Annotated in this window: 15 protein-coding genes; all 15 read right to left on the reverse strand. The window is 46.1% G+C overall.

The genetic code is table 11. From position 1 onward, the window contains the following. Positions 1 to 3 precede the first annotated feature (3 nt). The 15 genes from csaB to atpD all read right to left on the reverse strand — a co-directional run bounded on the left by csaB (position 4) and on the right by atpD (position 15,562). Positions 4 to 1,137 carry a polysaccharide pyruvyl transferase CsaB gene (gene csaB / locus MHI51_RS28590; RefSeq protein WP_339245299.1) on the reverse strand — a complete coding sequence of 378 codons (1,134 nt, stop codon included), beginning with the start codon at positions 1,135 to 1,137 and terminating at the stop codon, positions 4 to 6. Further along, entirely contained in the window at positions 1,113 to 3,149 is a 2,037-nt protein-coding gene (locus MHI51_RS28595) for a DUF5693 family protein (protein ID WP_076219972.1), read from the reverse strand. The genes csaB and MHI51_RS28595 overlap by 25 nt, the downstream gene beginning before the upstream one ends. A 128-nt stretch (positions 3,150 to 3,277) precedes the next feature. Continuing rightward, positions 3,278 to 4,999, reverse strand: coding sequence for a phospho-sugar mutase (locus MHI51_RS28600; protein ID WP_076219973.1), 1,722 nt, complete (start codon positions 4,997 to 4,999; stop codon positions 3,278 to 3,280). Between the two features lie 42 nt (positions 5,000 to 5,041). Next, positions 5,042 to 5,464, reverse strand: coding sequence for a 3-hydroxyacyl-ACP dehydratase FabZ (fabZ, locus tag MHI51_RS28605; protein ID WP_036681536.1), 423 nt, complete (start codon positions 5,462 to 5,464; stop codon positions 5,042 to 5,044). A gap of 263 nt (positions 5,465 to 5,727) precedes the next feature. Further along, positions 5,728 to 5,952, reverse strand: coding sequence for a DNA-directed RNA polymerase subunit beta (locus tag MHI51_RS28610; RefSeq protein ID WP_036681538.1), 225 nt, complete (start codon positions 5,950 to 5,952; stop codon positions 5,728 to 5,730). 10 nt (positions 5,953 to 5,962) lie between these two features. Then, positions 5,963 to 6,784: a flagellar hook-basal body protein gene (locus MHI51_RS28615; RefSeq protein ID WP_076099680.1), complete on the reverse strand. Its 822-nt coding sequence runs from the start codon at positions 6,782 to 6,784 to the stop codon at positions 5,963 to 5,965. Positions 6,785 to 6,835: 51 nt separating this feature from the next. After that, a complete protein-coding gene (locus tag MHI51_RS28620) occupies positions 6,836 to 7,714 on the reverse strand; it encodes a flagellar hook-basal body protein (protein ID WP_038573634.1) in 879 nt (292 codons plus the stop codon). Positions 7,715 to 7,761: 47 nt separating this feature from the next. Beyond that, the gene (locus tag MHI51_RS28625; protein WP_036681546.1) at positions 7,762 to 8,760 is read right to left on the reverse strand and encodes a rod shape-determining protein; all 999 of its coding nucleotides are present in this window, start codon (positions 8,758 to 8,760) and stop codon (positions 7,762 to 7,764) included. 129 nt (positions 8,761 to 8,889) lie between these two features. Next, entirely contained in the window at positions 8,890 to 9,177 is a 288-nt protein-coding gene (gene spoIIID, locus MHI51_RS28630) for a sporulation transcriptional regulator SpoIIID (RefSeq protein ID WP_036681548.1), read from the reverse strand. A gap of 272 nt (positions 9,178 to 9,449) precedes the next feature. After that, entirely contained in the window at positions 9,450 to 10,193 is a 744-nt protein-coding gene (locus MHI51_RS28635; protein WP_341004064.1) for a M23 family metallopeptidase, read from the reverse strand. A 61-nt stretch (positions 10,194 to 10,254) separates the two neighbouring features. After that, complete coding sequence (spoIID, locus tag MHI51_RS28640; protein WP_076276919.1) at positions 10,255 to 11,397, reverse strand: stage II sporulation protein D; 1,143 nt, start codon at positions 11,395 to 11,397, stop codon at positions 10,255 to 10,257. A gap of 216 nt (positions 11,398 to 11,613) precedes the next feature. Beyond that, on the reverse strand, positions 11,614 to 12,990 hold the full coding sequence (murA, locus tag MHI51_RS28645) for a UDP-N-acetylglucosamine 1-carboxyvinyltransferase (protein ID WP_076123926.1): 1,377 nt from the start codon (positions 12,988 to 12,990) through the stop codon (positions 11,614 to 11,616). 199 nt (positions 12,991 to 13,189) lie between these two features. Further along, entirely contained in the window at positions 13,190 to 13,447 is a 258-nt protein-coding gene (locus MHI51_RS28650) for a DUF1146 family protein (RefSeq protein WP_036681556.1), read from the reverse strand. Between the two features lie 195 nt (positions 13,448 to 13,642). Next, on the reverse strand, positions 13,643 to 14,059 hold the full coding sequence (locus tag MHI51_RS28655) for a F0F1 ATP synthase subunit epsilon (RefSeq protein WP_036681559.1): 417 nt from the start codon (positions 14,057 to 14,059) through the stop codon (positions 13,643 to 13,645). A gap of 102 nt (positions 14,060 to 14,161) precedes the next feature. Further along, the gene (gene atpD / locus MHI51_RS28660; RefSeq protein WP_036681562.1) at positions 14,162 to 15,562 is read right to left on the reverse strand and encodes a F0F1 ATP synthase subunit beta; all 1,401 of its coding nucleotides are present in this window, start codon (positions 15,560 to 15,562) and stop codon (positions 14,162 to 14,164) included. Between the last annotated feature and the right edge of the window lie 116 nt (positions 15,563 to 15,678).

Raw genomic sequence — 15,678 nt, forward strand, 5'->3', positions numbered from 1 at the left:
AGATCATCCTTTATGGTGGAAATATTCTACGATTTGCCGTGCTGGAGCCCCTGCTTCTTGAATCAACGAGGAGAGGATCGTCTCCCGCTCATTTTTCCATCCCTCTGCTGTTTCCAAAAGATGGCCTATCTCAGCAGCAACTTGTCCAGCATCTAATGATTGGGTCGTGCCCACAGGCTGACACCGAACTCTGTCTAGAAAATGATCAATTTTCGGATCATAAGAGATACCAATCAGCGGAACTCGCCGCCCTGCGGCATAAATCAGGCTATGAAGACGCATTCCGATCAGCACTTCACATTGCCCTACTTCCCGCAGCATGTGTTGCGGATGACTGGCATCTTCACAAATACTGACCTGCCCCCCATGCTGGCTTATATTTTCTTCCAGCTTCTCCATCACATAACGTGAGGCTTCAATATCAGATGGAAGATGAAACGGAAGGAATCTTAAATGCAATGGTTTTTCAAGATTCGCCTTAATCAAGCCTTGAGCAAGAGCGTTCAGCTCCTTGTGATCTTGTTCCCAATAACGTACCGAAATACCTACTACCGGAAGTGAATCTGAAGACTCTGGTAATTCAGCAGCATCAGTATCTTCAGGTAAAGATAAGCCCATCACCGGGTCAGGAACAACCTCTATGTTCTTCTGTTCTAATCCCATAGAAAGTAAAAGCTCGCGGGATTGTTCATCCCGCACAGAGATATAGGTACATTTGCGAAACACTGATTTGATTAATGGGTGGAAAAGCTTACGATTCACAGGACCGATTCCTTGAGCATAAATAAAGGTCGGTTTACCCATCCACTGCGCAAGCTTGATAATACCTAAATAGTAAGGAATACTCTTGCTTCCTGTTACATCTTGCAGCAAGCTGCCTCCACCGCTGATCAGACCAGAACTCTCATAAATAGCTTGACGGACTTCAACCAGCTTCATCCGGTGCACAGATTTCACTCCATATGTGGCGCTAGTCCACTCAGGATCGATGGACAAGACAATGGGTTCTATCTCTATTCCTGCAGCTTGAGCATGTTGTTGCAGTGCAATCAATATAGATTGCAGTACCGCCTCATCCCCGCTGTTATGGAAACCGTAATAACCGGAAATAACTATCTTTTTAGGAGTGGCGACCATCGTTTCCAACACCCTTCTGCAATTTGCCATACGATTACGGCAATCACACCAATGATCAGTCCTAATCCAAGACCGAGCAAGCCACGAATGAGCGAGATCAGAACTGGCGAGTGAATATGAGCAAAGGTATCTACCATCGAGAGCTGACCGATTACAGCAATAATCATGATAAACGCTGCATTCCGATATCTAAAGGCCAAGAATGCGCCAAGAATTAATAACGGATGCGCTAGCAAAAACTCTTTATTACGCGGTCGAACGCCAACCGTATTTTCCAAGAATGTACGTAAAACCATTTCCAACGGACTCACACTGCCACCGTTACCTGTACGGGTCATGTAATAATAGCCAACAACCGCCAAAACAAAGGCAATAATAATCATCGCAAATGTGATTGGTGTCCGCAGCAGCTTACCTGTCTTGTTAAAAACAAAATCCCCGCGATACAAAAGCACGTAAAGTGCCACAAGACCGATAGGCGCCATATGAAGCAGACTGACACCACGGAACTGGTTGAGAACCAGGCTATAAGTAACATTATTAAGCAGTGCTATCATAAACGGCACAGCGCTCAAAGAGATCAGTGAAGTCTTAAAATAAAGCACTAAGCTATGTGTAAACCGGCGTTGCGGGCTCATAGCCTTATAGGTAAGGGGATTGCTCCGTAGAGGTGGCCCCATTTCATTAACCTTACGAATGGCAAGCACAACGGCAAGCGTTGGTGCACTTATCGCAGCGGCAAGCGCGAGCGCTTGTTCAAACATTTCAGGCTTCACTAGCATCAGGCCTGCACTTCCAATCAGACCTAACACCCAAGCAGCAAGCGTGAGCTGTGGAATGAAGTAAGAGACCAGCAGAGCCACTAAAGACACTGCCCCAACCACCGCAACTAGCTTAAAGTAACGTTGATAAGAGGAATCTACAACCTCAAATGCCGTAGCTTGTCCCAGTTTAAATCCATTGTCTTTAATCTGCTCAACTGCTCCGCCTGGTTCGCTTAGGCTGGTAATAAGGTTATCTAATGTATCTGTAACCTGTGCCTTAGCAGTATTTCTTGCAGGAATCGTGTTTAAGTAGATCATGCGGATATTCCGATCCTTTGTTGCCAGAGCGAAACGGTCCGAAATTACTTTTGGATCTAAGGCAGAATCTCCCTCACTAAGGGAATATAAACGTGTCACATTATAATCCAGCAAATAAGCGAGCCTGTTAAAGCCCTTTTGCTGTTTTTTAATATTCTCAATTGCTGCAATCCCCATTCCACGTTCCTTAAGGAGATTAGCAAAGTCAGTGATACTGCCAGTATCGGCATCATCATTAAACCCTTTAACAGACTCACCTTCAAATAGAATCCGTTTAACACCCAATTCCTCATAACGATCCAACAGCTTCTTTACCGTGGCTTCATTATAAGTCAGAGAATCCACAAGACGAGGTACAATACTGAATCCCTTGTTATGCAGCATGTCCAGTGTAAATGGATCGGGCTGCAGCGGCTTCAATGTAGCGTCTTCTAGCGGGGTCTCGATGATAAGACCCTGCTGTCCGCGGAAACTCCAGTCTCTTGAATTAATCCCAAGATTACTAAATGCTTCTTTAATTACAGGCGCTAAAGTATCGCTGTAATCAGCACTGGTAAAAAGAATATAGGTATAGTTTTCATTTTCAGGAATGATCGTGTCCGTAAGATTAGCTATATCAGCCGCACCCCATATCATTAGACGACGCGCCTTACGGTAATCTTCCAATGTGCTTTCGTAAATCGCCATGCTCTGTACACCAGCGTCTTTAAGGCGATCTAACTGTTCGGAAATATAATCTTGTGGATTTGCACGATAGCTGGCTACATCAACCAGATCACGATAATCAAATACAAATTCTACTGTCTTGGAAGACTTCTCCGTCTGCAGTCGATCATAGACCACAGGCAAGGCTGCTATAACGCCAACCACAACTATGATCCACAGCCACTTTCGGGAAGTAATATTCCAACGTTGCCATTTTTGCCGCACCAAAAGTACCTCCTCTTTCGCTTTAAAAACTCTTTTAACAAAAGTAGAAACGGATCGTCATCCTTTTAGAGACGGTACCCGTTTCTACGTAAAATATAATTCACAATATAGAAAGCACTCTATATTTATTATTGTCCCCCGTCAACGCGAGCCATAACCTGTTTCGACAGTGCAGCAACCTTATCCTTAGCATTCTGCAGGGAGTCACCCACTACTGCAAAATAAACCTTAATCTTAGGTTCTGTGCCGGAAGGGCGCAGGCAGAACCAAGATCCGTCAGCCAGCAAATACTTCAGTACATTTTCCTTCGGCAGTCCATTTAAGCCCAGGGAATAATCCTGAATTTCTGTTACGGCAGATCCAGCAATTTCTTGTGGTGCATTAGAACGCCAATCATTCATGATTCCTTGAATTTGCGCAACGCCATCTTTGCCTTTCAGCGTACGGGACTCCAAGCTTTCCAAGAAGTATCCGAACTGCTTGTACAATTCCTGAAGAACATCATATAATGTTTTGCCTTGAGCTTTATAATAAGCACCTGCTTCAGCGATAAGCATAGCAGCAAGAACAGCATCCTTATCGCGAGCATAATTGCCTGCAAGATAACCATAGCTTTCTTCATATCCGAAAAGATATGTGTATTCTCCGGATTGTTCGAACTGGGTCATCTTTTCTCCAATATATTTGAAGCCAGTCAGCGTATTAAATACAGTTGCACCATAATGAGAAGCTACAGCAGCCCCCATTTCACTAGTAACGATAGTCTTTACAACCGCACCATTGCTAGGCAGCTTTCCTTGTTCCTGCAAACGACTCAAATAGTAATGAATCATCAGTGCTCCGGATTGATTACCGGACAGAACAACAAATTTACCTTCATTGTCGCGAACTACCGCACCCATACGGTCTGCATCAGGATCTGTACCAATCAAAAGGTCAGCATTCAACTCTTCGCCCAGCTTCATAGCCAGCGTAAAAGCTTCACGCTCCTCCGGGTTCGGCGATTTCACTGTAGAGAATTCAGAATCCGGCTGTTCTTGCTCAGGTACAACATGTACCTGGGTGAACCCGATTTTCTCAAGTACACGGCGGACTGGCAAATTACCTGTACCATGCAGCGGAGTGTATACGATTTTGAAGTCTTTTCCAAGCGTAGAGGCAATCTCTTCACTTGCAAGACTGACCGCAGCAACAGTATCGGTAAACGCTTCGTCATCCTTCTCTCCTAGCCAGTGCAACAGCCCTTGAGCTTCAGCTTCTTCTTGCGAAATCCGCTTTACACCATCAAAAGTGTCAACCTCTAGTATGTAAGAAATGACCTTTTCGGCTTCGTGTGGTACAAGCTGTCCGCCTTCCGAATTATAGACCTTATAACCATTGTATTCAGGAGGGTTATGGCTCGCGGTGATTACAATACCACCCGTTGCTTTCAAATAACGCACGCTGAATGACAGCTGTGGTGTTGATCGAAGGGAGGTAAACAAATGCGCCTCGATGCCATTAGCAGCCAGTACAAGAGCAGCCTCAAGTGTGAATTCAGGCGAGAAGCGACGAGAGTCATGCGCGATAACAACCGAAGGTCTGCCTTCTCCAGTATGCTTTTCTAGAATATAATTAGCGAAGCCTTGTGTAGCTCTGCCAACAGTATAACGATTGATACGATTGCTGCCCGCACCAATAACCCCACGCAAGCCGCCTGTACCAAACTCTAAGTCTCTGTAAAAACGCTCTTCAAGCTCCTGTGGCTCATTCTCCAGAGCGCGAAGCTCTGCCTTTGTAGCCTCGTCAACAGAAGGGTCCTGCAACCAGCGGGATAATGTGTCTGCCGCTTTCGCACTTAATTGAGTCATATGAATCTCTCCTTTAGATATATTTATAGAAAAATAAAATATTTAGCTCAGAGCAAACATAATTTCTCCAGAGGCTACAACCTTACCTTCAACGGAAGCAGTAGCTTGTCCTTTTCCGATGCTGCCCTTAAGGCGGGTGATCTCTACTTCAAGAGTAAGTGTATCGCCCGGTACTACTTGACCGCGGAAACGGAATCCGTCCAGCCCAGCTAAAAAACCGATTCGGCCGCGATTAGCCTCTACTCCCAGGATAGCAACCGCACCCACTTGTGCAAGGGCTTCTGTAATCAGTACACCCGGCATTACCGGATAGCCCGGAAAGTGACCTACAAAGAACGGTTCATTGATCGTTACATTTTTGATTCCTACAGCTTTTTTGCCCATTTCAATCTCGATAATTTTGTCCACCAGCAGAAATGGAGGCCGATGGGGGATGATTTCTTGAATTTGGTTGATATCCAGCATTATGACAAAACTCCTTTCGGATGTTGCACATTTTCTTTTATTCTTTGCCGAAATGCATAAAATTAGGCAGGTTCGGTAAAAACTATATTTATCCTTCACCAACTGCAGAAGTGGAGGTTGAGATAAGGGGCTTTCTCCACCGGATGCGGCAGCATGGCGGAGAGGGCCCTTTTTGCTGCCCGAGGCCCCCCACCATTATACATTTTTCAGCATAAAAAAGAAAACTCCCTTGTATAACAAGGGAGTGGTTAAATCATCTTCATTTATGGAGCAAAAACCAAATCATATACATGTCTCCACGTGCTCCACTGCAGAGCATCGCTTAACTCTTTCTTACCCAGGACAACGTAACCGACGGCCAGGCCGCCTCCAAGTGCAGCTACGAGAAGCAAGGGAATAAGAACCCATTGTATCATGGTCCATTTGGAGATCCCTCGTGGAGAGGGTTCTTTCTTCTCTTCCGATTTAACTTTTTCCTGTCGATCCATTCCTTCACCTCTACGCGCGCATGTTATTGGCTAGACCAAACATCTGATCACTGGACGAAAGTGCCCGAGCTACGAGTTGATACGTGCGTTGAATCTGCATCATTTCTGTCATTTCTGAGGTCATATCGACATTCGACTGCTCCAGCCATCCTGAGCGCACTCCAATTCCAGATGCCTCGCCTGCCGCTCTTTGTACAAAAGCCTGCTGTGCTGTAACTCCATCTGCAAGCATATAGAAATTCCCGTCGACAGCCTTTAAGGCATTCTGTGTCTTAGGTTCTACTATCATTATAGTACCCGCTACCTGAACAGGTCCATTCTCTGTCTTTTTCGTTAACACACGACCGGATTCATCGATAGCAGCATTCACACCTACAGGAACCGTTAGAGGTTTGCCCTCTGTATTTAAAACAGAGTTTCCAGTGTTATCAACCAATACCATCTTTTTAGCATCAGTCGTATCAGGAATAAAGTGAAAATCACCCTGACGTGTGTACGCCGTAGTACCATTGACCTGAACACCAAAAAGCCCGTTGCCCTGAATGGCTAAGTCGGTCGGACTCCCTGTTTCTTTAAGGGGTCCCTCTTCCCAATTCGTTGAGATCGAAGGCACATAAGTCCCAAAACCCATATTAAAGCCTAGAGGTGTAGAACGGCCCGGTTGGTCATAATCATCTGATTGCTGTTGTACACGAGTCAGCACGTCCTCAAAAGAGCCCTGCTTGCTCTTATAACCATTGGTATCCATGTTGGCTAGATTATCCGCTATAATATCAAGCCGCTGCTGAAGGCTCGACATGGAGACTGCTGCACTAATCGTTGAGTTGTTCATAGATCAAACCTCCTATAAGCTCTACCTGTAAAGCTCATTCCTAAGCACTGCCTATACCCTGCCAACTTCACTTACAGCCTTCTGCAAGCTGCCATCATAATATTGAACAATCTTCTGGTTCGCTTCATAAGCCCGATAGGCGGCATTCAAATCCACAGTAACCTGAGTAGGATCTACATTGGAGCTTTCCAGGTAACCTTGGCGTACTTGCATGTTATCTGTTCCGTTAGAGAAACGGATATCTGCCGCCTCTACATCATCAGCGTGAAATACACCATTACCGTCACGTACAAGCTCCTGTGGCTTTGTTACTACACTCACACCAAGCTTGGTCCCTGTCGGAAGTCCTGTTACTGGATTAAGCAAATTACCCTGCCCGTCCACTTTAAGGGTGTCCTGATTTCCTGTCAAGACAAGGGGCTTGCCTGTGGAATCAAGAACCTTGAAGCCACCACTGCTCAGTACCTCTCCTGTAGCCGCGTTTATTGAGAAGCTCCCATTTCGCGTATACAGATTATTCCCTTCAGCATCCTGTACAGTAAAGAAGGCCTGTGGACGATAAACAACCTCACCCTCAGGGCTTACATATTTGCCTGAACCATCAAAGGAGATATTTTGACCTGTCACAGGATCAGCTACTTGCAAATCCGTAGATAAAGCAAAATCCATGGTCTTGCCGCTCTCCCTTAAATCACCCTGTAAATATTGGGATATCGATTGTTCTGCAAAAACCCCAGTGTTAAGGCGCCCCACTGGCTTTGTATTGCCATTACTCATAGCAGAGATCAATACATCCGGAAAAGCATGATTGACACTGTCAACCTGCTTGTACCCCGTTGTATTCAAGTTAGCGATGTTCTGTGTTGCCGTATCATGTCTACGCTGCTGTGTAACCATACCTGCAGCGGCTGTATATAATCCTCTTATCATGAAGGTAGTCCCCTTCCGAATCTTTTGCTACCTTTTATATCGGCTGCTTAGAACTTTTTCTTAACGACCTTGTCCAAATTATCTAGCATTATTCCGGTTCCCTTAACTACACAATGCATCGGGTCTTCCGCTATCCACACCGGAACATGTAATTCTTCTGAGAGGAGCTCGTCCAATCCATTAAGTAAAGCGCCACCACCAGTTAGAACAACACCCCGGTCAATAATATCTGCTGATAGCTCAGGCGGTGTACGTTCCAGAACGGACTTAGCAGCTGCCACAATAGAAGAAACCGGATCCCATAGTGCTTCTTTTACCTCGCCTGAAGTAATAGTGAGCGTCTGAGGGAGTCCACTTACCATATCACGACCACGAATATCCATTTCAGCCTGCATCAGGCCTGGACGCACGGTGCCAATTGTAACCTTAATATCCTCTGCCGTACGTTCACCGATTAACAGCTTATACTTTTGTTTAATATATCTTAAAATGGCCTCATCGAACTTGTCTCCTGCGACTTTAATCGAAGAAGCGGTAACGACGTCGCCCATAGAAAGTACGGCTACATCCGTCGTTCCGCCACCGATATCGACGACCATGTTCCCACTAGGCTGATAAATATCCATTCCCGCTCCGATTGCAGCGGCTTTTGGCTCTTCCTCCATAAAAACTTCCTTAGCCCCGCTCCGCTCTGCCGCTTCCCGTATGGACTTCTGTTCCACAGATGTAATATTTGTAGGGGCGCAAATCAGAATACGGGGCCGTGCGTACCAGGACCGGCCGCCAACGCGGTCGATAAAATACTTGAGCATCATTTCTGTGATTTCAAAATCTGCAATGACACCATCCCGTAGAGGACGGATTGTTATAATATTTCCAGGTGTACGTCCAACCATGCGACGTGCCTGTTCTCCCACCGCAAGGACTCTCTTCGTATCACTTTCAAGTGTGACCACGGAAGGTTCATCCAGAACGACTCCCCTTCCTTTAACATGTATGAGCACATTGGCCGTGCCGAGGTCGATTCCGATATCCTTGCTAAACATAATGAAAGAGCCCCCAAAGTGTTATTTTAATTGAAAAAACAGCAGTTAGTACTAAATTTAAAAATACCATACTTTAGGGGAAGTACACAATGTATTAAAGCTGAATATTTCCTTAAATTTCCGAAAATCTCATGGCTTTGATGCTACAGCAACCTCACGTTTTTTCCCCGTCGATTTTTTATATTTGATTTTTGTGGCTTCTCCCCCCCGAAGATGTCGGATGGACTTGTGATATTCGAGAATGTGCTTCACCTGATCGGCCAGATCAGGGTTGATCTCTGGCAGACGCTCAGTTAAATCTTTATGCACCGTGCTCTTTGAAACGCCAAATTCCTTGGCTATGGTCCGGACCGTATGCCTGGTTTCCACGATGCAGCGTCCGATTTTGATCGTACGTTCCTTGATGTAATCGTGCACGCTCCCGCCTCCCAACTGTGGATAGTTTGGTACATTATATGAGGGGCGGGCTTATATATTCGCGCTTTCAAGACATGACAAGCTATGGAGGGCTCATTTTATTTAATGGACAACCTAATAACCCGTGTTATTAGCATGATGAAAAGCCGTCGTTCTCCCTTTAGGTCAACAACCGTTTCCCGCGTAAACAAAAGGCTCATCACAAACACAACCTTAAAAATCCTTATATACACAAAAAAATAGGGGGCTTTCGCCCCCTGCTATAGAAATTTTTATCGCTGTGGCAGTAAATCCGATGGATTGACTACTTTGCCATCTTCGTACACTTCAAAGTGTACATGATTTCCAAGGTCCTTTTCGATCTCACTGCGACCAGCTGTGGCAAGAGTATCTCCTTGCTTCACTACATCGCCTTGTTTAACTTTTGTTTCACCAAGACTTTGGTATACAGTCTTCAAATTACCTTGATGGGTAATTTCAATCACTTTACCTAATACCGCAACATCTTCCACTCTGGTCACTTCACCGCTGAGCGCTGCTTTAACATCGAACGTATTGTTGTCTTCACGGGCAATATCGATTCCGACATTAGGAATAAATTTGTCGTTATATTGCACCATAGCGGCAACGTGATTGTCCTCTGTACCATTCTCATCATAATACGGCTTAACTACTTCTACTTCACCTGGATTAGCTACTGGCCAAGTCATACTTTCCGTTGAAGCAACAACTTCAAGTGCATCTGGACCACCGGTTGTTGTACCAGCTTCGTTAGCGGAAGTTCCTACTTGATGCGAAGTGGCGGCAGTGTCCTGGTTGAGCGGCTTCTGGCCGGCATCCTGATAGACCCACACCAAGGTTAGTATAATTGCCGCTGCCGCCGTGTAGACTGCTGGGAATACCCAACGTTTAGATACCAGTCTGTTCCATGAAGAAGGTTTTGCGCCAGGTAAATCTCCCTGAGTTTTTTTGAGAGATTCATCTTGGTTTGTTTTGTTTTTGTCTTGTTCATTCATATGGTTATCACCTCAGTAACCAGTGTTACCGGGGTTTTCTCTTTTATACGTATCTTTCAAGTTATTTTTTCAGAAGAGTTGAGATTTGTGTAAATGAGATACCACTATAATAGTGTTTGAGAATTTGGGTAGCAGTTCCACCCTCTTTAGCCATACCATTTGCCCCCCACTGGCTCATCCCTACTCCATGCCCATTTCCGAAGGTCGTGATTAAGATCTTATTCCCCTTACGACTCCAACTGAATTGGCTGGATCGTAGGCCCAGCTTCTCTCTCACTTCACGTCCAGTAAATATAGAGCCTCCAATTGAGACCTCTTTAATCCGATGTCCAGTGGTAAGAGACAACACTTCCATAGGTAATCTCGAAGATGATGAAATCTTCGTTGTAGTTCCTGAATTGGTAGTTTCTTTGGAGGCTGGAATGACTTTATCGTTCAGACCCAATCTAGTAAGTATTTCAGCAACAGTAAAGGTGTTAGTCACTGCATAGTTTGGGGTAATCTCTTTCTCCCAAGGACTCGTCACGCTGCGCAGATAGGGAATCGCTGCATTCCAATACTCTTCTGAGTTCTCAGTATATCCTCCACTGGAGGCGAAAAAGGAGGCCGTTATCGGCTGCCCTTTATAAGTCATGATCACTCCGCGCGTCTCAAGGACCGCGCGCTGCAGCTTTGCAAGGTCGGCGCTTCTTCCGCCGAGCTTCCATTGCCGTTCCAGCGTGTCCTTAGATATGTAAGCCTGATGGCTTACCGTATCGGTTACATCCGCCTCCGGAACGGGTACGCCGCTTCTGTCGCCAGCCACCAGGCGGCGCATGATAAAGGTGCGGGCCGCTACGGCCTGCGCTTTGAGCGCTTCAAGCTCAAAGTCGGCCGGCATCTCGGCCGCAAGCACGCCGCGGACGTAGTCCTCCAGCGGCAATGTCTCTATTTGTCCGCTGTGCGACAAATAGACAGAGACGTTCGGCTGCGGCGCTTCCTGCGCAGCCGTCTCCGGCGCCGCCGGAGGGGCCGTGACCGCCGGCACGGCCACAGGCGCCGGTTGTCCCCGGTGTAGTGGGACAACCGCCAGCGGAATCAGCAGCGCCGCCAGGAAAGGCGCTGCGAGCCAGGCGACGGGGATGAGTCGCCTGCGCCGGGGAGCAAGGGGACGCGAGTGCCAGCGCGTTGTCTTGTTTCTTCGCAAGTAGCGGAAATCTTTCATCTCTATGGCTCCTTCCGTGAATCACTGGTGATTCTTATAGATATGAATTTGCAGCAACTGCTAGAACACAATTTGAGAGAAAGAGAGTTCCTGTCCTCAATCTATTACTAGACCACAGGCTATTAAATTGCATACAAAAAAATCCCCATCAAATGAGGATTCCATAAAAAAAGACCAAGCTGCAAACTGCAGCCTGGTCTCTCCTAATGATTGATATTATACCCAAGTTGGTTGAACCTGAAAGCGTGGTTTAACCTCTTCGTTTTTAGTCGATTCACTCTTGGATACTTCCGGTTTAAGAACTTCATCCTTCACGGTTTGCGCTGAAGTGTCTTCCATGGAGATGCGCCAAATTTCCGCACCCAGTCCGGACAGTTTCTCAGCCAAATGAACATACCCGCGGTCAATATGATGAGTTCCGCTTACTTCAGTAGTGCCTTCAGCAACCAGACCTGCCAAAATAAGCGCAGCTCCCGCACGCAGATCCGTAGCACAAACCTTAGCTCCGACCAATTGTGCATTACCTGTAACGATCGCCGAGCGACCTTCGATTTTAATCTCAGCGTTCATGTTGTGGAATTCATCCACATGCATAAACCGGTTCTCAAATACAGTTTCTGTAACGACACTGGTACCTTCAGAACGCAGCAATAATGCCATCATTTGCGACTGCATATCCGTAGGAAAACCTGGATACGGCAAAGTCTTCAAATCAACAGCTTTGAGAGGCTTGTCACTGATTACACGAATACCGTTCTCGTCAGGAATAATGGTTACACCCATTTCTTCCATCTTAGCAATAACAGGACCTAAGTGATCAGCAATTGCGCCTTCCACATATACATCGCCACCGGTAATTGCTGCAGCCGCCATGTACGTACCTGCTTCGATACGGTCAGGGATTACATGATGTTTGACCCCATGCAGACGTTCTACCCCTTCAATACGGATAACGCCTGTTCCCGCACCGCGTACGATTGCGCCCATACCATTCAAGTAATTGGCCAGGTCGACAATCTCAGGCTCCTTAGCCGCATTCTCGATAACGGTCACGCCTTCGGCTAGTGTAGCTGCCATCATTATATTTTCGGTCGCACCTACGCTTGCTACATCCAAATACACTTTGGCACCGCGCAGGCGTCCGTTGCTTTTCGCTTCAATGTAGCCCTGGCCGAGACTAATCTCCGCACCCAGTGCTTCAAACCCTTTCAAATGCTGATCAATCGGTCGTGTACCAATGGCACAGCCGCCTGGCAGGGAAATTCTTGTCTGACCAAGTCTAGATAACAGTGGGCCCATGACTAAAAAAGACGCCCGCATTTTTCGAACCCATTCATAAGGTGCTTCACAGGATGTGATATTTGTAGCATCCACTTGGATAATATCGTTCTGATATGTAACCCCTGCACCCAGAGATTCCAGCATTTTTGATATCGTCATCACATCATCAAGCGGAGGTGCGTCTACAATGACGCTTACTCCTTCTTCTGCCAATAGAGAGGCGGCTATGATCGGTAATACGGAATTTTTTGCGCCGCTAACTTTCACGCTCCCGGTCAATCTGTTGCCACCGCGGACGATAAATTTGCTCATTTTCGGTTTCCCTCCGCGTCCATTATTTCTTAAATTATTTTTTTAGATTAAAGTAATTGCAAAAAAGTTCTCTACTCCATCAATACGCCCATTTACTCGGGCATGTTCCTTAAAGTTCAGTGTTGACATAATAAAACCTTATTATTCGACACCTTTTGACCACTGCGACCTAAGACACTTATAACCAAACTACATCCCCTTAAAACATATATCGGATCATCCCACTCCAGCTCAGGTAATCCAGGAAGAACCCCGCTACAAAACGACCAAGTACAATGGCCAACAGCAAGTGCAGCAGCCTTCCCTGAGGACTCTTGGGATATCTTATGACCAAATCGAGCTTAAGGTTCTGCAATGCCCACCAAGATAATACAACACTGAGCAAAGATACAATCATTGAGACCATACTGCTGGTTCCAACTGCGCTAGACAACCCACCCGACAATATATCCTCCATGCTAACCCTCCGTGTTCGTATTACTCGGAAATCGACTCTTATATCATACTTGTGAAGGGCAAAAGAATCCAGTACTTTTACAAATTTTTAAACAATTCAACGCCATTATCCAAAATAATGAAGAAATTTTAACCTTTTTTCAATAGATTACTATAATAAAAAGCAGTCAAACCCTAAGGCTTGACTGCTTTTATCCTACTGTTGTCCTTTTCCAGTGGACACTTTAATCCGTGTAACAGCGCGTTGCAGCGCCAATTCCGCACGGCGGTGATCGATATCATCTTGTTTGCTCCGAGTCTGGAGACGGCGTTGAGCCCGTTCTCTAGCCGCTTCGGCGCGCTCAACATCGATATCTGTCGGCAGCTCGGCACTTTCAGCCAGCACGGTTACTTTGTCCTTATGCACTTCAACGAACCCGCCATGAACAGCGATGGAGATCGTAACACCGTCCGATTTGACGGATAACGGAGCAACCTGAAGTGGAGTCACAAGCGGAATGTGTCCCGGCAAAATACCCAACTCGCCTTCGACCCCTCTTACAATCAAGCTATTCACTTGCTTGGAGTAAACGAGATGCTCCGGCGTGACAATTTCCAACAAAAAGGTATTCACTTCCATTCCTCCTTAAAGCTTTACATTGTAAAGCTCGCTTCGAAAGCATGCACTAAGCTTTACGAAGTAAAGCTTGCATCGAAAGCATTAGCTAAGCTCAGGTTACATCGATTTCGCTTTTTCTACTGCTTCTTCAATCGTACCTACAAATAGGAAAGCTGCTTCTGGAAGATCATCATGCTTACCATCCAGGATTTCCTTAAAGCTGCGTACAGTTTCTTTGATTGGTACATATTTACCCTTAAAGCCAGTGAACTGTTCAGCCACGTGGAATGGCTGCGACAGGAAGCGTTCAACTTTACGAGCACGAGCTACGATAACCTTATCATCCTCACTCAATTCATCCATACCCAAGATGGCAATGATGTCTTGAAGCTCGGTATAACGTTGCAGCAATTGTTTAACACCTTGTGCCACGTTGTAATGTTCTTCACCAACAATTTCTGGAGCGAGCAAACGCGAGCTGGAAGCCAGTGGGTCAACCGCTGGGAAAATCCCCTTCTCGGAAATTTTACGCTCAAGGTTAGTTGTTGCATCCAAGTGAGCAAACGCTGTAGCCGGAGCAGGGTCAGTGTAGTCATCCGCCGGTACGTAGATTGCTTGAATCGATGTAACTGAACCTTTTTTAGTCGATGTGATACGCTCTTGCAGCTGGCCCATTTCAGTAGCCAGAGTCGGCTGATAACCAACCGCAGATGGCATACGGCCGAGAAGAGCGGATACTTCGGAACCCGCTTGGGTAAAGCGGAATATATTATCGATAAAGAGCAGCGTATCGCGGCCTTCCACATCACGGAAATATTCCGCCATGGTCAAACCGGTCAAAGCTACACGAAGACGTGCACCTGGAGGCTCGTTCATTTGTCCGAAGACCATTGCTGTCTTCTTAATAACGCCGGAATCCGTCATTTCGTGATAAAGGTCATTACCTTCACGAGTACGTTCACCGACACCTGCGAATACGGAAATACCACCGTGCTCTTGGGCAATGTTATTAATCAATTCCTGGATTGTTACTGTTTTACCTACGCCGGCACCGCCGAAGAGGCCGACTTTACCACCCTTAGCATAAGGTGCGAGCAAGTCGATAACTTTAATACCTGTTTCCAAGATTTCCGCTTGTGTTGACAATTCATCAAATGTTGGTGCGAGACGGTGAATCGGGTTCTTTTTCTCAGCAAGAACTTCACCAGCGTTATCAATTGGATTGCCAAGTACGTTAAATACACGGCCTAATGTCGCTTCCCCTACAGGAACCGAGATTGGACCTCCTTGATCGATCGCATCCAGTCCACGAACCAGACCATCAGTAGAAGACATCGCGATACAACGTACCAGATTGTCTCCCAAGTGATTGGAAACCTCAAGTGTTAGGTTAAGCTGACGACCATTGTCCAAGACGGTTTCAATTTTGATAGCGTTGAAAATCTCGGGCAACTGGCCGCGTTCAAATTCAATATCGACAACCGGACCCATAATGCTTACAACGCGTCCTTTGTTCATCTTCTTTTCCCTCCTCGAAAGCTGTTACATCAAGAAGAAACGACGTTGTCGTCATATAAAGATGACAACCGTTTCTCGTAGAAATATAAGCATTTTGTATAGTGTAAAACCATACT

Source organism: Paenibacillus sp. FSL H8-0260 (assembly GCF_045040625.1).
In the GTDB taxonomy this organism is placed as follows: Bacteria; Bacillota; Bacilli; order Paenibacillales; family Paenibacillaceae; genus Paenibacillus_AQ; species Paenibacillus_AQ odorifer.